Here is a 20,006-nt window from a genome sequence, read left to right as displayed (position 1 = left end):
ATCGCCTTCTCTCGGATCAGACCGCGTCGATGATGTGCAGGCTATAGCCGGGCACTTCCTTGGCGTGGCGCTTGGCTTCCGAGGCGAGGGCGGCGAGCTGGCTGGCGTCCAGGTGGGCGCAGGCTTCGGCCCTTAGATTGACCACGCCGATGGACAGGGACAGAAGCGGGAATTCCTCGCGCTCGCCCCGGCGGTTGTGGGCGATGAAGCAGCCCGCTTGCAGGTGGTCGTTGCGGTAGAAGCGCCGGCACTGGCCCTGGAAATCCTCCAGCAGGTAGTTGAGCTTGGCGCGCCAGTCTTCCGAACCCAGCACCAGCATGAAGTCGTCGCCGCCGATATGGCCGACGAAGTCCCGCGCGGGGTCGACCCGTTCGTTCAGGCATTGCGCCAGGCACAGCAGTACTTCATCGCCCTTGGCATAGCCGTAGAGGTCGTTGAAGGGCTTGAAGCTGTCGATGTCCACATAGCAGACCATCGCCGGGCGGCCTTGCTGCAGCAGGCGCGCCAGGCACTGCTGGATGGGCACGTTGCCAGGCAGCAGGGTCAGCGGGTTGGCGTGGCGGGCCTGCTGGATCTTCATTTCGGTGATCAGCTTGAGCACATCGATCACCCGCCCCAGGCCCAGGTAGCGGCCTTCGGAAACGATGATGAAGTCTTCCTCGATACGCTGGCGCGCGCGACTGGTGAGCAGGCGGCTGACCCGCTGCAAGGACTGGCTCAGCTCCACTGCAAGGAAGTCGTCGCTCATCAGCCGGCTGATGGGCTTGCGGGCGAACAGGTCAGTGGCAAAGGGCTTGAGCAGGGCATCGGAAAGCAGGTGGCGATGGACGATTCCCACCGGTTGCTGCAGGGCGTCGATCACCGCCAGGGAGTTGAGGTTGGCCTGGGCGCGGAAGGCTTCCAGGACCACGGCGATGGGGGTGTTCTGGTCCACCGCTGCCTGTTCGTTGAGCAGGGCTTGCAGATCGGAGCCATCGTCGGCGAGGGGGCTGGTGCTTTCCAGTTGCGGCAGCAGCGGTCGGGCATCCCGAGGTGGCTGCTCCTGGGGGCGGCAGAGCAGGTAGCCCTGGACCAGGTCCAGGCCCATTTCGGCGAGTACCGCGAGTTCTTCAGGCAGTTCGATGCCTTCGGCGATCACCTGCGCTCGCGAGGCCTTGGCCATCTTGAGGATGGAGCCGACGAATTCGCGCTTCACCGCGTCCTGGTGGATGCCGTCGATGAAGTGGCGGTCGATCTTCACGTAGTCGGGGCGCAGCTCCGACCACAGGCGCAGGCTGGAGTAGCCGGCGCCCAGGTCATCCAGGGCGATGGAGAAGCCCATGGCGCGATAGTGGTGCAGGGCAGTGTCCAGCAGGCCGAAGTCCTCGGTGGGGGCGTGCTCGGTCAGCTCGATTACCACTTGGCTGGGCGGGATACCGAAGGACTGCAGCAGTTGCAGGGTACGACCAGGCTGGTGAGCCGGGTCGAGCAGGGATTCGGGGGACACGTTGAGGAACAGCTTGCCGTCGAGCTTCAGCTCATGGAAGCGCGTGCACGCGCGTTTGCGGCAGGCCATTTCCAGTTCGCTGAGGCGCCCCGCATGGCGGGCGACGGCGAACAGGGTGACGGGGGAGTGCAGGGGGCTGTTGGAGGGGCCTCGGGTGAGGGCCTCGTACCCCAGGATGCGGCGTTCGGAAAGCGAGATGATCGGCTGGAAAAGGCTGTTCAGGTCGCCGTGAGCGAGGATCTGGCCCAAGGCGCTCAACTGCTCGGTGACTGTCATGTTGGCTCTCGTGAATGCGGCTCAAAAGCAAAGGGGCCGCATCAGCGGCCCCTGCATTTCACGACAGTTTCGTGACGTTCTGATGACGTTCGATCAGTGCTTGGCGACCGTCGAATTCAGACCCAGGTAGTCGAGCAGGATCTGCCCGGTCTCGGTCAGGTAGGCGTCGTCTTCCGGCTTGGTCTTGTCATCGTCCAGCGGCAGCGCGTCCTCGTCTTCCTTCTTCAGTTCCTTCAGCGGCTCCTCACCCTTGCCCTTGCGACGGGTGTTCTCCATCGCCAGCTGCTTGGCTTCGATATCGGCCTGCTGGGCGCGACGCTTGGCCTCGTTGAGGGTGATGGTGGTTTCCTTCATCAGCTTCTGGGCCAGGGCCAGGCGCTCGCGGCTGTAGACGAAGTCGGGATTGTGCGCGGTGCGCGAATCGTGACGGGCCTTGAGCTCGGAGAGAAAGGGCTTGAAGGGGTCGACCTCGGGCTTGATGGCCGGGCGGATGCTGTCCCAGGGCATGGCCTCGGGCAGCGCGCTTTCGCCGATTTCCTTGGTATCGACCACCGAGGGGTACTCGATGTCCGGGATCACGCCCTGGTGCTGGGTGCTCTGGCCGGAGACGCGGTAGAACTTGGCCAGGGTCAGCTTCAGCTCACCGTGGTTGAGCGGCTGGATGGTCTGCACGGTGCCCTTGCCGAAGGTCTGGCCACCGATGATCAGCGCACGGTGATAGTCCTGCATGGCGCCGGCGAAGATCTCCGAGGCCGAGGCGGACAGGCGATTGACCAGCACGGCCATCGGGCCCTTGTAGAAGATGCCGGTGTTCTCGTCGGCCAGCACGTCGACACGGCCGTCGCTGTTGCGTACCAGCACGGTCGGGCCCTGGTCGATGAACAGGCCGGTCAGCTCGGTGGCTTCCTGCAGGGAGCCGCCGCCGTTGTTGCGCAGGTCGATGACCACGCCGTCGACCTTCTCCTTCTGCAGCTCGCCGAGCAGCTTCTTCACGTCGCGGGTGGTGCTCTTGTACTCGGGATCACCGGCGCGGAAGGCCTTGAAGTCGAGGTAGAAGGCCGGCACTTCGATCACGCCGAGCTTGAAGGTGTGGCCTTCATGTTCGAGGTTGAGCACGGACTTCTTCGCGGCCTGCTCTTCGAGCTTCACCGCCTCGCGGGTGATGGAGACGATCTTGCTGCTCTGGTCGTTGGGCGCGTTGTTCGCGGGGACCACTTCCAGGCGCACCACCGAGCCTTTCGGGCCACGGATCAGCTTGACCACTTCGTCCAAGCGCCAGCCGATCACATCGACCATCTCGCCCGTGCCCTGGGCGACGCCGACGATCTTGTCGGCCGGGGCGATCTGCTTGCTCTTCTCGGCAGGGCCGGCAGGCACTAGGCGCACCACCTTGACGTGCTCGTTGTCGCTCTGCAGCACCGCACCGATGCCTTCCAGCGACAGGCTCATGTTGATGTCGAAGTTCTCCGCGTTATCCGGGGAGAGGTACTGGGTGTGCGGGTCGTAGGTCTGGGCGAAGGCGTTGATGTAGGCCTGGAACACGTCCTCGCCACGGGTCTGCTCGAGGCGCGAAAGCTGGTTTTTGTAGCGTTTGACCAGCAGTTCCTGGATCGCCTTCGGCTCTTTATTGGCGATCTTCAGGCGCAGCACCTCGTCCTTCACGCGCTTGCGCCAAAGGTCGTCGAGGGCGGCGCTGTCCTTGGCCCAGGTGGCCTTCTCGCGGTCGGTCTCGAGGCTTTCGTCGGCGCTGAAGTCGATCTTGTCCACGCCCTTGTCGAGCATCGCCAGGGCGAAGTCCAGGCGTTCCTTGAGACGGTCGAGATGACGCTTGTAGATGGTGAAGCCCGGGTCCAGGTCGCCGCTTTTGAGGAAGTCGTCGAACTGGGTTTTCCACTGGTTGAATTCGGCGATGTCGCCGGCGGTGAAATACATCTTCGCCGGGTCGAGAAGCTTGAGGTAGCCCTCGTAGATCTTCACCGAGCGCTCATCGTTGAGTGGCGGCTTGTTGTAGTGATGGCGCTTGAGCAGCTCCACCACATTGAGGCTGGCTATCACCTGCTCACGGTCGGGCTGGATGGAGTCCCAGCTGTCGCTTGCCGAGGTGGTGGACGCATGCAGCGGCAGAACGCTGATGCTGAATACAAACGCAAGGGCGGAGCAGATCAGTGAACGCTTCATGCTTATTCGACGTCGGGGGAGGTGATAACGCATATTAGGCCGTATTTGAGGGCGCCGGGTTCCATCGGCGCAAAGCAAAAGCCCGGCGGTCAGCCGCCGGGCGAGTCCTGGGTCACTATGGAGGCAGCGTGAAAGCATTGCAAGGCGTGGAAGGGCGCGTGGAATGGGCTGAATACCCCATTCCTGACTGTGATGTGGGGCAGGTCCGCATTCGTGTGGCGGCCGCGGGATTGAACCGCGCCGATCTGTTGCAGGCGGCGGGGCATTACCCTCCGCCTCCCGGTGCGAGCGACATCATCGGCCTTGAATGTTCGGGCGTGATTACCGAAGTGGGGGCGGGTGCGGCGTGGCAGGTGGGCGATCGTGTCTGCGCGCTGCTGGCTGGTGGCGGCATGGCCGAAGAGGTGGTGGTGGATGCCGGTCACGTGCTGCCGGTGCCCGAAGGCCTCAGCCTGGCGGAGGGGGCTGCGCTGCCGGAGGTGTACGCCACCGCCTGGCTCAACCTGTTCCAGCTGGCCGGCCTGAAGCCCGGTGAGAAGGTGCTGTTGCACGCAGGGGCCAGCGGCGTCGGCTCCGCCGCCATCCAGCTGTGCAAGGCCTTTGGCAGCCCGGTCTGGGTCAGCGTCGGTTCCGCTGAACGCCTGGCCTATTGCGAGGGCCTCGGCGCCCAGGGCGGCGCACTGCGCGGCGAAACGCTGGAGAGCCTACGTGACTTCGGCCCGTTCGACGTGATCCTCGACCCGGTCGGTGGTAACTACGCCGCGCTCAACCTCGACTTGCTGGCCCGTGATGGCCGCTGGGTGAATATCGGCCTCATGGGCGGCCGCAAGGCCGAGCTGGATATGGCCCTGGTGCTGGGCAAGCGCATCCAGCTGATCGGCTCGACCCTGCGCAACCGCGACGACGCCTTCAAGGCCGACCTGCTGCGTGATCTTGGCCAGCATGCCTGGCCGCTGTTCGCCGAAGGCCGCCTGAAGCCGCAACTGGAACAAAGCTTCGCGGCCAAGGACGTGGAAGCCGCCTTCGCCGCTCTGAACAGTAACCAGGTGTCGGGTAAAGTGGTTGTCGTACTGGACGAATCCATCGTCTAGTTTCCTTTCGATACCTTGCGTGACAGGCTGGAAGGCCCGTGGCTACTGGGCTTCAGAGCGATATAGGAAATCAATGAGGTCGATTCCTTCAATCAATAAGCTCTTTACAGCGCAACCACCTAGTATTCGTCTGGTAAATTTCTCAACCCACACTTCCAACTCATAAGAGGTCCACTCGATGTCTCTGATCAACACCGCAGTTCAACCTTTCAAGGTCAACGCTTTCCACAACGGCAAGTTCATCGAAGTCACCGAAGAATCCCTCAAGGGCAAGTGGTCGGTCCTGATCTTCATGCCGGCAGCCTTCACCTTCAACTGCCCCACCGAGATCGAAGACGCCGCCAACAACTACGGCGAGTTCCAGAAGGCCGGTACCGAGGTCTACATCGTGACCACCGATACCCACTTCTCCCACAAGGTTTGGCACGAGACTTCCCCGGCAGTGGGCAAGGCTCAGTTCCCGCTGATCGGTGACCCGACCCACCAGCTGACCAACGCCTTCGGCGTGCACATCCCGGAGGAAGGCCTGGCCCTGCGTGGCACCTTCGTGATCAACCCGGAAGGCATCATCAAGACCGTTGAGATCCACTCCAACGAAATCGCTCGTGACGTCGGCGAGACCCTGCGCAAGCTGAAAGCTGCCCAGTACACCGCTGCCCACCCGGGCGAAGTCTGCCCGGCCAAGTGGAAGGAAGGCGAGAAGACCCTCGCTCCGTCCCTGGACCTGGTTGGCAAGATCTAAGCTACAAAACGCAGTACCTCCCCCCGGTGGTCGGCCTCATGCCGACCACCCTGCAAAAAGCCCGAATCCGAGCGAGCAGGGCGGACGCGCACGCGTCCGCCGCGGGGTCCCCTTTGCCCGAAACAAGCAGGAGCCGAATCATGTTGGACGCCAATCTTAAAACCCAGTTGAAGGCCTATCTGGAAAAGGTCACCCAGCCGTTCGAGATCGTCGCGTCCCTCGATGACAGCGACAAATCCAAGGAGCTGCGCGACCTGCTGCACGACATCGTCGGCCTGACCGACAAGATCACCCTGCGCGAAGACGGTGGCGATGCCCGCACGCCTTCCTTCTCGCTGGAACGCCCCGGTGCGGATATCAGCCTGCGTTTCGCCGGCATCCCCATGGGCCACGAATTCACCTCCCTGGTGCTGGCACTGCTGCAGGTCGGCGGCCACCCCTCCAAGCTCGAAGCCGATGTGATCGAGCAGGTGAAGGGCATCCAGGGCGAGTTCAACTTCGAAACCTATTTCTCGCTGTCCTGCCAGAACTGCCCGGACGTGGTCCAGGCGCTGAACCTGATGGCTGTGCTCAACCCCAACATCCGCCACGTCGCCATCGATGGCGCGCTGTTCCAGGATGAAGTCGAGCAGCGCCAGATCATGTCGGTGCCGAGCATCTACCTGAACGGCGAGCTGTTCAGCCAGGGCCGCATGGGCGTGGAAGAAATCCTCGCCAAGATCGACACCGGCGCTTCCGCCCGTGATGCCGAGAAACTCAATGCCAAGGACGCCTTCGACGTCCTGGTGATCGGTGGTGGCCCGGCCGGTGCATCGGCCGCCATCTACGCCGCCCGCAAGGGCATCCGTACCGGCGTCGCGGCCGAGCGCTTCGGCGGCCAGGTGCTGGACACCATGGCCATCGAGAACTTCATCTCCGTGCAGGAGACCGAGGGCCCGAAACTGGCCCGCGCCCTGGAAGAGCACGTCAAGCAATACGACGTCGACATCATGAACCTGCAGCGTGCCAGCCAGCTGATCCCGGCCAAGGCCGAAGGCGAGCTGCATGAAGTGAAGTTCGAGAGCGGCGCCAGCCTCAAGGCCAAGACCGTGATCCTCTCCACCGGTGCCCGCTGGCGCGAAATGAACGTACCCGGCGAGCAGGAATACCGCGGCCGTGGCGTCGCCTACTGCCCGCACTGCGACGGCCCGCTGTTCAAGGGCAAGCGCGTGGCGGTGATCGGTGGCGGCAACTCCGGTGTGGAAGCAGCCATTGACCTGGCCGGCATCGTCGCCCATGTCACCCTGATCGAGTTCGACAGCCAGCTGCGTGCCGACGCCGTGCTGCAGAAGAAACTGCGCAGCCTCGGCAACGTCGACATCATCACCAGCGCGCTGACCAGCGAAGTGAAGGGCGATGGCCAGAAGGTCACCGGCCTCACCTACAAGGACCGCAACTCCGACGAGTTCAAGGCCCTGGAACTGGAAGGCATCTTCGTGCAGATCGGCCTGCTGCCCAACAGCGACTGGCTCAAAGGCACCGTCGAGCTGAGCCAGCGTGGCGAGATCATCGTCGACGCCCGTGGCGAGACCTCGCTGCCCGGCGTGTTCGCTGCCGGCGACGTGACCACCGTGCCCTACAAGCAGATCGTGATTGCGGTCGGCGAGGGTGCCAAGGCCTCCCTGAGCGCCTTCGACCACCTGATCCGCACCACCTGATTCACCCTGCCCCAACAACAAAGGCAGCCCTCGGGCTGCCTTTTTTCATGGCCGTTCTGACCTTGTAGCCCGGGCTTAAGCCCGGGGAGAGTGCCCTGCCGCTCACCCCTCCCGCTTGAGGTAATCCACCGGCACCCGCGCCGTCAGCCACACGCCGTTCTCCGCCTGGTGGAATTCGAAACCGTCCTCGTGCATGGCGCTGGCCGCGATCTCGAGGATCACCGGCTCGCCATAGCGCTCGCCCACCTGGGTAGCGGTTTCGCGGTCTTCGGAGAGGTGCACGTGGTGGCGTGAGCCGGCGATCAGGCCCTTCTGCAGGATGCTGTCGACAAAGCGGCTGGCGGTGCCGTGGAACAACCGCTGCGGCGGCACCACGGCGTCGTACTGGCGCTGTACCGAGGCGGTCGAATGGCCCTGTACCGCGCGGATGCGCCGGCCGTCCTCGGAAATGGCGAAGCGCTTCTTGTCGTTGTTCGCCACCACGCGGCGGATCGCCCGCTCATCAAGCGCCTTGCCCGTGCGTGCGGCACCGGTGATCAACGCCTCGATATCGGCCCAGCCTTCGCTGTCCAGCTGCAGGCCGATGGCCTCGGGCTTGTGCCTCAGTACAAAACTGAGGAAGCGGCTTATCTCGACATCCGGTCCATTGCTCATGGTGAGCTCCTGCATCCTGCGTGATTGAGGGGCAGATTCTGCCACGACGGCACGACCGACCAAATACCTCGAACCTTCATCGGCCACCTCCCTCACAACTCCTGACGACCACGAAAGCAGGAGGTGGAACATGCCCGTCAAACATGACCTGAGCCAGGGCACGGCCTCTCTGAAGTACGGCACCTGAGGGAGGACGCGCCATGATCGACAGCGACCCGAGCGTTACCGAGGACGGCGAGCTGCCCGAGATAACCCCCGACGAGGACGCGGAGAACCAGGCCGAGGTGGAGCGCCTGCAGAAACCGCGCGACCCCGAGCCCGATCTGCGACCACGCCATCACCAGCCGGAGCTGCCCGGCGAGGGCGACAATACGGTGCCTTGAGCGTCACTCGGCCCGGTGGCAGCAGACGCACAGCTTGTTGCCATCCGGGTCGCGGAAATAGGCCCCGTAGTAGTCGGGGTGATAGTGCGGCCGCAGGCCTGGTGCTCCTTCGCACTGGCCGCCATTGGCCAGTGCCAGGGCGTGGCAGCGGTCGACGCTGGCGCGGTCCGGCGCCAGCAGGGCGACCATCTGGCCATTGCCCACGGTCGCCGCCTCGCCATCGAACGGCGCGCCCAGCACCAGCAACGGGCGCGGTGCATCCGCCGGCATCCAGCCCGCCCAAGGGCGGGACGGGTCGCAGAATTTCTGCGGCAGCCCAAGCGCCTCCATCAGCGGCGTGTAGAAGGCCAGGGCACGGGGGAAATCGTTGGTACCGATGCAGACATGGGACAGCATGAGCGACTCTCCTGGGCGGCCACGAACACCGATTATGCTCGGCCCTCTTTCTTGCTGGCCAGCCGGCGCCTAGCATGTCCGCCTTCGCGCCTCGGCGCCGACACCCCCTGAAAGGAATTCCCGTGAGCCTGCATATCCGCGATGCCGTGCGCAGCGATGCCCCCCAGATTCTCGCCTTCATCACCGAACTGGCCATCTACGAGAAGGCCGAACACGAAGTCATCGCCACCGTCGCCGATATCGAGCAGAGCCTGTTCGAAGGCGACACCCCGGCCCGTGCGCTGATCTGCGAGCTGGACGGCACGCCCATCGGCTTCGCCGTGTATTTCTACAGCTACTCCACCTGGCTGGGCCGCAAGGGGATGTACCTGGAAGACCTCTACGTTTCCCCCCAGCAACGCGGCGTCGGCGCCGGCAAGGCGCTGTTGCGCCACCTTGCGCGCCTGGCCTGCGACAGCGGCTGTGGCCGCCTGGAATGGAGCGTGCTGGACTGGAACGAGCCCGCCATCCAGTTCTACCAATCCATCGGCGCCAGCCCCCAGGACGAATGGGTGCGCTACCGCATGGCCGGTGACGAGCTCAAGGCCTTCGCCCACGGCGATAGCTGAGTCCTCGGCAAACCAGGCACGCGGGTTTCACCCGCCCTACGGATTTTCAGCCGGCCTGACGTTCGATGTAGGTCGGGTGAAACCCGACGACGTGGATCCCGTCACTCCGTACCCTCCGGCATATCCAGATCTGGCCCTCCGCCCCAGTCGACCGGGTAAGTGCCACGTTCAACCCAGCGATGGAAAGATGACCATGGCCAATCTGCAACCTGCGCCACGTACCCATGCTTCAGAGGGTTGCCATGCAGGTAGTCGAGGTGTCGATGCAGGTCATTTTCATCTCGTATCAGGTGTTCCCAGAAGCGATGCTGCCAGAGCGTTCCGTGCCCTTTGTTACTTCGATGCTGGCTCCATAGGTCCGGTCGTGGGTAGTGGGCACTGCAGGTTCGGGTGACGTGCCGTTTGATCAGTTTCCAGCGCGTGGAATAGTCAGCATCTCCTTCGGGCAGCTTCCAGATTGCATGCAAGTGATCAGGCAGCAGGACCCAGCCGAGGATATGGAAGGGGCGGGTACGACGGACTTCGATGATCGCTTCGCGCAATGCCTGTCGGACATCTGGGCGAATGAGTAGTGGCTGTCTGCGTTCGGTGACCAAGGTGAAGAAGTAGGTTCCTCCGGCAACGAGCGCTCTTCGGTAGCGCGACATGGCAGGCCCCTCTATGGATGGCGAGCCAGCCATGGTCGTGAGCGGGGTGAATGCCAGCAAGCCGAACGAGGCCGAGCCGGATGTAGGTCCGGTCGGTCTGTTTGGCGGGATTGGTGGAGAAGATTTGCGGGTTTCACCCGCCCTACGGTGGGCGGGGTGACTCAACGCCAGTCGAGGATCGGCCAGCCGGCCTGTTCGGCGTGTTCGCGCAACGCCGGGTCGGGGTTGACCACGCGGGGGTTGCTGACCAGCTTGAGCAGCGGCAGGTCGTTGCGCGAGTCGGAGTAGAAGTAGGCGCCGTCGAGGCTTTCGCCTTCGGCCTCGAGCCAGGCGTGCAGGCGGGTGACCTTGCCCTCGCGGTAGGTGAGCACACCGCGGGTGTTGCCGCTGTAGTGGCCGTGCTGCTCTTCCAGGTCGATGGCCAGCACCTCGTCGATCTTCAGGCGCTCCGCGATGGCGCTGACCAGGAAGTGCGCGGAGGCGGAGATCACCAGGATGCGGTCGCCGGCTTCGCGGTGGCTGGCCAGGCAGCGGGTGGCGTCGCTGTGGAAGATGGGTTCGATCACGTCCTCGACGAAGGGCTCGACGACGAAGGCCACTTCCTCCGGCGTGCGGCCCACCAGGGGTGAGAGGCTGAAGGCCATGTAGTCCTCCATCGCCAGCTTGCCTTCGGCATAGAGCGCCATGAGTTCGTGGTCCTTCTTGATGAAGGATTCACCGTCCACCCAGCCGATGGCGGCCATGTGTTCGCTCCACAGGCTGGCGCAGTCGCCGTCGATGAGGGTGTCGTCGAGATCGAAGATCGCCAGGGTCATCACGCCACCTCCCGGATCGCGTTGTCGTCGATGGACAGGCCGATGCGCTGGCCCTTGCCATGCAGGTCGTCGGCGCTGCGGTTGAGCACGTCCACCACCAGTTCCACACCCCGAGCTTCCACACGGTAGCGGATGACGTTGCCCAGCAGGCTGTGGCTGCGTACTTCCGCTTCGATGGCGCCGTCACGGCTCAGCGAGATGGCTTCCGGGCGGATGGCGATGCGGCTGGCCACCGGGCGCGCCAGCAGGCGTGCAGCGTCTTCGGCTTCGAGCAGGTTGTAGTTGCCGATGAAGCCGGCGGCGAAGGCGTCCACCGGGGCGGTGTAGAGGGTCTCGGCGTCGCCGCTCTGGACGATGCGCCCGGCGTTCATCAGGAAGATGCGGTCGGACATGGTCAGCGCCTCCTCCTGGTCGTGGGTGACGAAGATGGTGGTTAGCCCCAGTTCCTGCTGGATGCTGCGGATCTGTTCGCGCAGGTGCTTGCGGATGCGCGCGTCGAGGGCCGAGAGCGGCTCGTCGAGCAGCAGCAGGCGTGGGCGGGTGACCAGGGAGCGGGCCAGGGCTACGCGCTGGCACTGGCCACCGGAGAGCTGGTGCGGGTAGCGGTCGGCGTACGTGTCCAGCTCGACCATGGCCAGGGCTTCCTGCACGCGGCGGGCGCTTTCTTCCTTGCTGGCCTTCTGCATGCGCAGGCCGAAGGCGACGTTCTGCGCGGCGGTCATGTTGGGGAACAGCGCATAGCTCTGGAACACCATGCCGATGCCGCGCTTCTGCGGTGCCAGCGGCACCAGGTCCTGGCCGTCGAGGACGATCTTGCCGCCATTGACCTCGGTGAGCCCGGCGATGCAGCGCAGCAGGGTGGATTTGCCGCAGCCGGAAGGGCCGAGGAGGGTGACGAATTCACCCTGGCCGATCTCGCAGTTGATGTCGCTGAAGATCGAGGTGGCGGCATAGCTTTTGTGCAGCCCCTGAATGCTCAGAAAACTCATGATTTGTCCTTGTTCAGGCGGTTGGCTGCCCAGGTGAACAGCAGCACGAAGAAGAAGTAGGAGATCACCAGGGCGCTGTTGAAGTGGCCGCTGCTGTTCTTCATGTTGTTCAGGTAGACCTGCAGGGTTTCGTAGCGCGTGCCCACCAGCAGGTTGGCGAAGACGAACTCGCCGAAGAGGAAGGAGAACGACAGGAATAGCGAAACCATCAGGCCCTTGCGCAGGTTGGGCAGCACCACCAGCAGCGCGGCCTTCCAGGTGCTGGCGCCGAGCAGGTGGGCAGCGTCCATCAGGTCACGCAGGTTGATCGCCTGCAGGTTGTTGGTGATGGCCCGGTACATGAACGGCAGCGCCACGGTGAAGTAGCAGCCGATCAGGATCCACGGTGTACCGACCATGGCCAGCGGGCCGGAGCCATAGAGCTGCAGCAGGCCCACCGAAGACACCACCGGCGGCACCGCGAAGGGCAGCAGGATGAGGATGTTCATCAGCGCGTCCAGCTTGGGGAAGTGGTAGTGCACCACGAACAGCAGCGGCAGGATCAGCACCACCGACAGCGCCAGGGCGCCGAAGCACACCAGCAGCGATTGGCCGAAGGCGTTGAGGAAGCGGGCATCGCTCCACAGCGCCAGGTACCACTTGAAGGTCAGGCCATCGGGGAGGATGGACGCCGACCAACTGGTGGACAGCGAATAGAGCAGGGTGCCGGCCAGGGGCAGCAGCAGGATCAGGAACAGCAGCCAGACCACGATGCGGTGGTAGAGGCTGGCGACCGGGGCTTCAGCGCGCGACATGGTAGCTCCTCTTCAGCAGCCACTGGTGGACCACGGTGATCAGCGCCATCAGGCCCACCAGCACCATGGCCAGGGCGCTGGCGAGGTTGGGATTGAGGGCGATGTCGCCGGCGACCATGGCGGCGATGCGGATCGGCAGCACGTTGAAGTTGCCGGTGGTCAGGGCGTAGACGGTGGCGTAGGCGCCCAGGGCGTTGGCCAGCAGGATGATGAAGGTGCCCAGCAGCGCGGGGGTCAGCACCGGCAGGCCGATGTGCCGCCAGAAGTCCCAGGTGCTGGCGCCGAGCAGCGAGGCGGATTCGCGCCAGTCCGCGCGCAGGGCGTCGAAGGCGGGGTAGAGCAGCAGCACGCCGAGGGGGATCTGGAAGTAGGTGTAGAGCACGATCAGGCCGGTCTTGGAGTAGAGGTTGAAGTCCTCGATCAGCCCGCTCTGTTTGAGCAGCAGGGTCAGTGCACCGTTGAAGCCCAGGAGGATGACGAAGGCGAAGGCCAGGGGCACGCCGGCGAAGTTGCTGGTCATGTTGGAAAAGGCCATGACGAAGTCGCGCAGGCGGCTGTCCACCTGGCGCAGCGAGTAACTGCCGAGGATGGCGATGAAGATGCCGATCAGGCTCGACCAGAAGGCGATCTGCAGGCTGTGCTTGATCGCCTGCAGGTAGAACTTGGAGGCGAACACCTTGGCGTAGTTGCCCAGGCCCCAGCCTTCGGGGCTGTTCAGGCTATTGATCGCCACCCAGGCCAGCGGCGCGATCTGGAAGGCGATGAAGAAAATGGCGAATGGCAGCAGGCACAGCAGCGCCAGCCATTTGCCGCGGTTGGCTGAATTCACTTCAACAGCTCCCGGCATACAGGTTTGTCGTGGGGCACGCCCAGCAGTTCGCACAGGGTGCCGCAAAGGTCGGTCTGCTTCGGCTGCGCATAGCCGTCGAGACTGAAGGCGTCGCCGAGGACGAACAGCGGCACTTCGCGCTCTTCGGTGAGCAGGCCGTTGTGCGAACGGTCGTTGTTCATGCCGTGGTCGGCGGTCACCAGCACCTGGTAGCCGGCATCGAGCCAGCGCTGCAGGTACTCGGCGAGGATGATGTCGGCGACCCGCGCGCTGTTGCGGTATTGCGGCGTGTCGAGGCCGTGCTTGTGGCCGGCGTCGTCGATGTTCATCGGGTGCACCAGGAGGAAGTCCGGCGCGTGGCGCAGGCGCAGGCTCTCGGCATCGGCGAACAGGTGCGCGTCCGGGTAGTGGTCGGCCCAGTAGAAGTGGCCATGCTGGATGGGCAGTTCGGGCGCCTCGGTGTGGCGGTCGCGGGCGGCGTCGAAGGGCGAGCGGTTATACAGCTCGCTGAACCAGTGGTAGGCCGCAGCGGCGGTGGTCAGCCCGGCATCGCGGGCGTAGTGGAACACGCTGCGCTGGTTGGACAGGCGCGAGACGTCGTTGTGCACGATGCCGCTGTCGATCGGCGGCACCCCGCTGAGAATGCATTCGTAGAGGGGGCGGGACAGCGCCGGTAGCTCGCACTCCAGTTTGTACAGCGCAGCACGGCCGGCGGCGCAATAAGCCTGGAGGTGGCCCATGGCGTGTTGTGCGACGCCGTAGTTGAGGCCGTCCAGCAGGACCAGGATTGCTTTGTGCTTCATGAGCTGGCACCCAGATGTGACGAGGCGCCGGCCAAGGCCGGCGCCCGTGTGTCACTTATTCCATGTTGATGATGACGTTTTCCTGCCACAGGCTCGGCAGTGCCTTGGAGGTTTCTTCCCAGGCCTTGGCGTCCTTGATCGGCTGCACCTTGGCGTACTGCTCGTTGGGCAGCAGCTTGGCCTGCACTTCGGCCGGCAGGGTCAGGTGCTCGGCGCGGATCGGGCGGGCGTTGCCCTTGGCCAGGTTGATCTGGCCGGCGTCGCTGAAGATGTACTCGCGAGCCAGCTTGGCGGCGTTCGGGTTCTTGGCGTACTTGTTGATGATGGTGGTGTAGCCGGAGATCACCGAACCGTCGGAGGGGATCAGCACCTCGAAGCGGCTGGGGTCGATCTGGTCGCGGTAGGACAGGCCGTTGAAGTCCCAGACGATGCCGACTTCGACTTCGCCTTTCTCCAGGGTCTGGATGGTCGGGTTGGACAGGGACAGGCGGCCCTGTTCGGCGATCTTGGCGAAGAGGTCCAGGCCCGGCTGGATGTTCTTCTCGTCACCGCCCTTGGCGATGGCGGCGGCCAGCACGCCGTTTACGGCCTGGGCGGCGGCGCTGACGTCACCGATGGCGACCTTGTACTTGCCCTTCTCCAGGTCGGCCCAGGATTTCGGCGGCTCTTTCACCAGTTGCTTGTTGATGATGAAGGCGATGGAGCCGGTGTAGGCGAGGGCCCAGTGGCCGTCCTGGTCCTTGGCCCACGCGGGGACCTGGTCCCAGGTGCTGGGCTTGTAGGCCTGGGTGACGCCCTGCTGGGTGGCGATGGGGCCGAAGGCTGCGCCGACGTCGCCGATGTCGGCGGTGGCGTTGTCCTTCTCGGCGGCGAACTTGGCGATTTCCTGCGCCGAGCTCATGTCGGTGTCCATGTGCTTGAGGCCGAACTTCTTCTCCAGGTCGACCCAGGTGTCCTTCCAGTTCGCCCAGCTGTCGGGCATGCCCACGCTGTTTACCGCGCCTTCCTTGCGGGCAGCGTCTTCCAGGGCCTTCAGTGCAGCGTCATCCGCCATGGCCTGGGTGCTCAGGGCCAGGGTGGTTCCAATCAGTGAAGCCAGCAGCAGGCGTTTCATATGAAGCTCCTTAGCAGGGTTGAGTATTGGTCTAGATCAGCAAGACCCAGGCCAATCTAAAGGCCATAGATGACGGTTTCATTGCACCGCGTGGCTCTGCGGGCCCCGTTCTTCCGGCGTCAGCAAGCGTAGACCATGGCTGCACGTCCCATGGCGCTTGGCGCGGGCCCCTGTCGCTGGCACGTACCCTGCAGGTCGCAGGTGCTGTCACGGGACAGTCATCTAGGCTGCATAGGATGGTCACACCACCATCGGCATCGCACTTTTATGGTGCTGGTCTATTCCAGATTGGAGTTTTTCGATGCGCGAAGAGGCGCCCCGTACCGTTACCGCCATCTGCCGCGCCCTGCAGGAGCAGATCGAGCATGGCCTGTTGCCTCTGGGCGGCAAGCTGCCGGCCGAGCGCAAGCTCAGCGAGCTGTTCGACACCACCCGCATCACCCTGCGTGAGGCACTGGGCCAGTTGGAGGCGCAAGGGCTGATCTACCGCGAGGAGCGCCGCGGCTGGTTCGTCTCGCCGCCACGGGTGGCCTACAACCCCCTGGTGCGCAGCCACTTCCACGCCATGGTTGGCGAGCAGGGCCGGGTTCCGGCCACCGAAGTGCTCAGTGCACGGCTGATGCCGGCGACCGTAGAAGTCTGCGAGCTGCTGGAGCTGCCGGCGTTGTCCAGCGTCTACCAGATCCGCCGGGCACGGCGTATCGATGGGCGCCTGGTGCTCTACGTCGAGCACTACCTCAACCCGCAGTACTTCGCCGGCATCCTCGATTTCGACCTGACCCGCTCGCTGACCGATCTCTACGGCAGCGAATACGGCATCCGCTACGGCCGCGTGCGCTTCGACATGGTGCCCACGGCGCTGCACCCCGAAGCCGCCTCGACCCTCAAGGTCGCCCCCGGCAGCCCGGCGCTGCGCATCACCCGGGTCAACCGCGACCAGCACGGACGGTTGATCGACTGCGACCTGGAGTTCTGGCGGCACGACGCGATCCACGTCAGCGTGGAGGTGCCGGAATAAGGGCAGCTGGAAGCCAGAAGTTAGAAGCTGGAAGTGAAGGGCAGAGCGGGTGTAGGTTGGGCTGAGGTACGAAGCCCAACATGGCGAGGGTGAAGTGTGCGTCGTTGGGCCTCGCTGCGCTCGGCGCCAACCTACCAATGCGTTCTGAGGCGGGCTGAGTTGACCAGGAAGCTGGGCCTGGCACGCTGACTGGCTTCCAGCTTCCAGCTTCTTTAAGCGTAGTTTTCAGGCGCGAGCTTGCGTTCCACCAGCTCGATGAGGATGTGCACCACCTTGATGTGCAGCTCCTGCACGCGGTCGGCGAAGTCGCCGCCGGGGGCGCAGATGCAGACGTCGGCGAGGCCTTCGAGCAGCGAGCCGGGCTTGCCGGTGAGGGCGACGACCTTCACCCCCAGTGCCTTGGCGGCTTCGGCGGCCTTGATCACGTTGGGGCTCTTGCCGCTGGTGCTGAAGGCCAGCAGCACGTCACCTTCACGACCGTGGGATTCGATGTAGCGCGAGAAGATGTGGTCGTAGCCGAAGTCGTTGGCCACGCAGCTGATGTGGCTGGCGTCGCTGATGGAGATGGCGGCGATGCCCGGGCGGTTCTTGCGGTAGCGCCCGGTCAGTTCCTCGGCGAAGTGCATGGCGTCGCACATGGAGCCGCCATTGCCGCAGGAGAAGGCCTTGCCCTTGTTCTCGAAGCTTTCCACCAGCAGTTCCGCCGCGCGCTCGATGCTGCGCAGGGCCTGCTCGTTGGCGATGAAGTTGTCCAGCGCCGTCCGGGCTTCCTCGAGGCTGTTGCGGATGTGGCTGAGCATGCGGCTGTCTCCGTTCAGGGCAGGTCGTGGCTGGAGTAGAAGGCGGCCAGCACCTTCACCAGGTGGGCGAGGTCATGGCTGCCGGCCAGTTCGCGGATGGAGTGCATGGCGAAGGTCGGCAGGCCGATGTCCACGGTGCGCACGCCCAGTTGGCTGGCGGTGATGGGGCCGATGGTGGAGCCGCACCCCATATCGCTGCGGGTGACGAAGCTCTGCACCGGCACTTCGTTTTCCAGGCACAGGTGGCGGAAGAAACCGGCGGTTTCGCTGTTGGTGGCGTAGCGCTGGTTGCTGTTGATCTTGATCACCGGGCCGGCGTTGAGCTTGGGCCCGTGGTTGCCGTCGTGCTTGTCGGCGTAGTTGGGGTGCACGCCGTGGGCGTTGTCGGCCGAGACCAGCAGCGAGCGCTGGATGGTGCGGGCGAACGCATCGCCCTCGGGCATCAGGCGGCGCAGCACCTGCTCCAGGAAGGGGCCGTCGGCGCCACAGGCGGAGCAGGAGCCCACTTCCTCGTGGTCGGTGCATACCAGCACGCAGCTTTCGTCGCCTTCGGCGGCGAGCAGGGCCTGCAGGCCGGCATAGCAGGAGAGCAGGTTGTCCAGGCGCGCACCGGCGATGAAGTCGCCGCCGAGGCCGATCACGGCGGCGCTCTGGGTGTCGTAGAAGCTCAGTTCGTAGTCCAGCACCGCGTCCGCGCTGACGCCGTGCTCCAGGGTCAGTTGCTCGGCCAGCAGGTCACGGAACTCGCGGGTCTCGCCGGTGGCCAACTGGGCCAGGATCGGTGGCAGTTCGGTCTGGGCGTTGATGGCCCAGCCCTGGTTGGCTTCACGGTTGAGGTGGATGGCCAGGTTGGGGATCACGGCGATGGGCGCCTGGAAGTCCACCAACTGGCTTTCCACCTTGCCGGCGGCGCGGTAGGTGACGCGGCCGGCCAGGGACAGGTCGCGGTCGAACCAGGGCGCCAGCAGGGCGCCGCCGTAGACTTCGACGCCCAGTTGCCAGAAGCCCTGGCGGTGCAGTTCCGGGTTGGGCTTGACTCGCAGGCAGGGGCTGTCGGTGTGGGCGCCGACCAGGCGCAGGCCGCCGTCGAGCATGGGGCGCTTGCCCAGTTTGATGGCGATCAGCGAGGAGTCGTTGCGGGTCACGTAGTAGCGCCCACCGGCCTCGGCGCGCCAGGCATCACGCTCGTCGAGGTGCACGTAGCCCGCTGCCTCCAGGCGCTGGGCCAGGCTGCGGGTGGCATGGAAGGGGGTGGGGGAGGCCTTGAGGAAATCGATAAGGCCCTGGTTCAACTCTTCGCGCATAACGGACTCCAGACAGCGATGGGCCGGAGTTTATCGCATCGGGCTTGCTGATTAGGAGGCGCAGGCCGGTGAATTTTCACCATGGCGGCGATAGCCCGGTTCTTGTGCCGGCCGTCATGGATTCAGCGGTGCCGCGCGACCACTGAAAACAGGTGCCAGCGCTTGGTACGGCCACGGGCGGTGCTGCCTTCGCGGTCGATCACCTCGAAGTGCAGCAGCTCCCAGTCAGCGAACAGCTGCCGGACCTGGTCCTCGCTGAAGATGCTCAGCTCGGGGCCGGCCCAGTCGTCACGTTCGCCGAACAGGTTGCCGCAGAAGATACCGCCGCCTGCCAGGGCCTCGTCGATGCGCTGCCACAGGGCCGGGAAGTCCGCCGGGGCGCAGAAGGGCAGGGCGAAGGCGCTGTTGACGACGTCGGCGGCCGGCAGCTCGCAGTCCTCGAAACGGGCGCAGCGCGCTTGCAGGCGTGGCAACTGATCGGGCGGCACCTGGCCCAGCAGGCGTTCGATGGCTTCGGGCTCGCGGTCGATGGCCAGCACCTCCCAGCCACGGCGGAGCATTTCCAGGGTGTCGCGGCCGGCGCCGCAGCCGAGGTCGATGCCACGGGTACCGGGGCGGCCGAGGGCTTCGATGGCCATCAACAGGACCGGCCAGGGCGGGGCGCCCTGGGTGCGGTCGTAGTAGAGGCTGTCGGTCATCGCCTCAGAACGGCGCCGGGCACTCGAAGCGCAAGCGCTCGCCGGTCACCGGGTGGCTGAAGGCGAGCATGCTGGCGTGCAGGCACAGGCGCTCGTGGGCGGCCAGGGCTTCGTCGTGGGCGTAGAGGCGGTCGCCCAGCAGTGGGTGGCCGATGGAGAGCATGTGCACGCGCAACTGGTGGGAGCGACCGGTGATGGGGGTCAGCTCGACGCGGCAGTGGTTGCCGCAGCGCTCCAGTACCCGCCAGAAGGTCAGGGCGTGGCGGCCCTGCTCGTGGTCGACCACGTGGCGCGGCTTGGTCGGCGGGTCGTAGCGCAGGGGCAGTTCGATGCGCCCGCTGTCCTGTTCCGGCTGGCCCCAGCAGAGGGCGGTGTAGGCCTTCTCGGTCTCGCGGTCGTGGAACTGGCGGGACAGCTCGCGGTGGCTGTCGGGGTCACGGGCCAGGAGGATGATGCCCGAGGTCTCCCAGTCCAGGCGGTGGACGATCAGCGCTTCCGGGTAGCCGTTCTCCTGCAGTCGGGTGATCAGGCAGTCCTTGTTGTCATCGGCGCGGCCCGGCACGGAAAGCAGCAGGGTCGGCTTGTTGATGACCAGGAAGGCCGGATCCTGGTGGAGTATTTCGATCTGCGAGAGAGGCATGGTTCTATATCCGGAAATGAAGACGGCGGCCGCAGCCGCCGTCC

General features: G+C 64.8%; 21 protein-coding genes. 6 read left to right on the top strand and 15 right to left on the bottom strand.

Annotation, left to right across the window (positions count from 1 at the left end; all coding sequences use genetic code 11):
* Positions 1 to 16: 16 nt before the first annotated feature.
* A complete protein-coding gene (locus ACXI0U_RS16570; RefSeq protein ID WP_043245486.1) occupies positions 17 to 1,762 on the bottom strand; it encodes a bifunctional diguanylate cyclase/phosphodiesterase in 1,746 nt (581 codons plus the stop codon).
* A gap of 93 nt (positions 1,763 to 1,855) precedes the next feature.
* Entirely contained in the window at positions 1,856 to 3,940 is a 2,085-nt protein-coding gene (locus ACXI0U_RS16565; RefSeq protein WP_021221311.1) for a carboxy terminal-processing peptidase, read from the bottom strand.
* A 128-nt stretch (positions 3,941 to 4,068) separates the two neighbouring features.
* Here ACXI0U_RS16565 and ACXI0U_RS16560 point away from each other — a divergent pair, with 128 nt between their 5' ends.
* The 3 genes from ACXI0U_RS16560 to ahpF all read left to right on the top strand — a co-directional run bounded on the left by ACXI0U_RS16560 (position 4,069) and on the right by ahpF (position 7,470).
* Positions 4,069 to 5,031, top strand: coding sequence for an NAD(P)H-quinone oxidoreductase (locus tag ACXI0U_RS16560; protein WP_431482502.1), 963 nt, complete (start codon positions 4,069 to 4,071; stop codon positions 5,029 to 5,031).
* A gap of 178 nt (positions 5,032 to 5,209) precedes the next feature.
* On the top strand, positions 5,210 to 5,773 hold the full coding sequence (gene ahpC / locus ACXI0U_RS16555; RefSeq protein WP_021221309.1) for an alkyl hydroperoxide reductase subunit C: 564 nt from the start codon (positions 5,210 to 5,212) through the stop codon (positions 5,771 to 5,773).
* A 140-nt stretch (positions 5,774 to 5,913) separates the two neighbouring features.
* Positions 5,914 to 7,470: an alkyl hydroperoxide reductase subunit F gene (ahpF, locus tag ACXI0U_RS16550; RefSeq protein ID WP_021221308.1), complete on the top strand. Its 1,557-nt coding sequence runs from the start codon at positions 5,914 to 5,916 to the stop codon at positions 7,468 to 7,470.
* Positions 7,471 to 7,572: 102 nt separating this feature from the next.
* Here ahpF and ACXI0U_RS16545 read toward each other — a convergent pair whose 3' ends face one another.
* Positions 7,573 to 8,124, bottom strand: coding sequence for an RNA 2'-phosphotransferase (locus tag ACXI0U_RS16545; protein ID WP_431482501.1), 552 nt, complete (start codon positions 8,122 to 8,124; stop codon positions 7,573 to 7,575).
* Between the two features lie 200 nt (positions 8,125 to 8,324).
* Between ACXI0U_RS16545 and ACXI0U_RS16540 the strand changes: the two genes are divergently transcribed.
* Entirely contained in the window at positions 8,325 to 8,507 is a 183-nt protein-coding gene (locus ACXI0U_RS16540) for a hypothetical protein (protein WP_431482500.1), read from the top strand.
* A 3-nt stretch (positions 8,508 to 8,510) separates the two neighbouring features.
* Here ACXI0U_RS16540 and ACXI0U_RS16535 read toward each other — a convergent pair whose 3' ends face one another.
* Positions 8,511 to 8,903, bottom strand: coding sequence for a VOC family protein (locus ACXI0U_RS16535; RefSeq protein WP_111260457.1), 393 nt, complete (start codon positions 8,901 to 8,903; stop codon positions 8,511 to 8,513).
* Positions 8,904 to 9,025: 122 nt separating this feature from the next.
* Here ACXI0U_RS16535 and ACXI0U_RS16530 point away from each other — a divergent pair, with 122 nt between their 5' ends.
* Positions 9,026 to 9,511, top strand: a complete 486-nt coding sequence (locus ACXI0U_RS16530; protein WP_431482499.1) for a GNAT family N-acetyltransferase — start codon at positions 9,026 to 9,028, stop codon at positions 9,509 to 9,511.
* Between the two features lie 101 nt (positions 9,512 to 9,612).
* Here ACXI0U_RS16530 and ACXI0U_RS16525 read toward each other — a convergent pair whose 3' ends face one another.
* From ACXI0U_RS16525 to ACXI0U_RS16495, 7 genes are all read right to left on the bottom strand, one after another.
* Positions 9,613 to 10,158 (bottom strand): REP-associated tyrosine transposase, encoded by a 546-nt coding sequence (locus ACXI0U_RS16525; RefSeq protein ID WP_081672328.1) that lies wholly within the window; start codon positions 10,156 to 10,158, stop codon positions 9,613 to 9,615.
* A gap of 161 nt (positions 10,159 to 10,319) precedes the next feature.
* Positions 10,320 to 10,973, bottom strand: coding sequence for an HAD family hydrolase (locus ACXI0U_RS16520; RefSeq protein WP_431482498.1), 654 nt, complete (start codon positions 10,971 to 10,973; stop codon positions 10,320 to 10,322).
* The gene (locus ACXI0U_RS16515; protein ID WP_271658676.1) at positions 10,973 to 11,962 is read right to left on the bottom strand and encodes an ABC transporter ATP-binding protein; all 990 of its coding nucleotides are present in this window, start codon (positions 11,960 to 11,962) and stop codon (positions 10,973 to 10,975) included. Before ACXI0U_RS16515 ends, ACXI0U_RS16520 begins: the two co-directional genes overlap by 1 nt.
* Positions 11,959 to 12,756: an ABC transporter permease gene (locus ACXI0U_RS16510; protein WP_021221299.1), complete on the bottom strand. Its 798-nt coding sequence runs from the start codon at positions 12,754 to 12,756 to the stop codon at positions 11,959 to 11,961. The genes ACXI0U_RS16515 and ACXI0U_RS16510 overlap by 4 nt, the downstream gene beginning before the upstream one ends.
* A complete protein-coding gene (locus ACXI0U_RS16505) occupies positions 12,743 to 13,603 on the bottom strand; it encodes an ABC transporter permease (protein WP_043245477.1) in 861 nt (286 codons plus the stop codon). Before ACXI0U_RS16505 ends, ACXI0U_RS16510 begins: the two co-directional genes overlap by 14 nt.
* On the bottom strand, positions 13,582 to 14,388 hold the full coding sequence (locus ACXI0U_RS16500) for an alkaline phosphatase family protein (RefSeq protein WP_021221297.1): 807 nt from the start codon (positions 14,386 to 14,388) through the stop codon (positions 13,582 to 13,584). The genes ACXI0U_RS16505 and ACXI0U_RS16500 overlap by 22 nt, the downstream gene beginning before the upstream one ends.
* A 55-nt stretch (positions 14,389 to 14,443) precedes the next feature.
* Positions 14,444 to 15,502: an ABC transporter substrate-binding protein gene (locus ACXI0U_RS16495; protein ID WP_021221296.1), complete on the bottom strand. Its 1,059-nt coding sequence runs from the start codon at positions 15,500 to 15,502 to the stop codon at positions 14,444 to 14,446.
* Between the two features lie 301 nt (positions 15,503 to 15,803).
* Here ACXI0U_RS16495 and ACXI0U_RS16490 point away from each other — a divergent pair, with 301 nt between their 5' ends.
* Positions 15,804 to 16,520, top strand: coding sequence for a UTRA domain-containing protein (locus tag ACXI0U_RS16490; protein ID WP_021221295.1), 717 nt, complete (start codon positions 15,804 to 15,806; stop codon positions 16,518 to 16,520).
* Positions 16,521 to 16,732: 212 nt separating this feature from the next.
* On the opposite strand, the gene lpcA is transcribed toward ACXI0U_RS16490, so the two are convergent.
* The 4 genes from lpcA to ACXI0U_RS16470 all read right to left on the bottom strand — a co-directional run bounded on the left by lpcA (position 16,733) and on the right by ACXI0U_RS16470 (position 19,962).
* The gene (lpcA, locus tag ACXI0U_RS16485) at positions 16,733 to 17,320 is read right to left on the bottom strand and encodes a D-sedoheptulose 7-phosphate isomerase (protein ID WP_184487774.1); all 588 of its coding nucleotides are present in this window, start codon (positions 17,318 to 17,320) and stop codon (positions 16,733 to 16,735) included.
* A gap of 14 nt (positions 17,321 to 17,334) precedes the next feature.
* A complete protein-coding gene (locus tag ACXI0U_RS16480) occupies positions 17,335 to 18,624 on the bottom strand; it encodes a M18 family aminopeptidase (RefSeq protein ID WP_043245473.1) in 1,290 nt (429 codons plus the stop codon).
* Positions 18,625 to 18,746: 122 nt separating this feature from the next.
* Complete coding sequence (locus ACXI0U_RS16475; RefSeq protein ID WP_043245471.1) at positions 18,747 to 19,322, bottom strand: class I SAM-dependent methyltransferase; 576 nt, start codon at positions 19,320 to 19,322, stop codon at positions 18,747 to 18,749.
* Positions 19,323 to 19,326: 4 nt separating this feature from the next.
* Positions 19,327 to 19,962: an RluA family pseudouridine synthase gene (locus ACXI0U_RS16470; RefSeq protein ID WP_021221291.1), complete on the bottom strand. Its 636-nt coding sequence runs from the start codon at positions 19,960 to 19,962 to the stop codon at positions 19,327 to 19,329.
* Between the last annotated feature and the right edge of the window lie 44 nt (positions 19,963 to 20,006).

The organism is Pseudomonas sp. C9D1, from assembly GCF_056491235.1.
The sequence above is the reverse complement of the archived record's forward strand: the minus strand, read 5'-3'. Positions and strand labels throughout refer to the sequence as shown.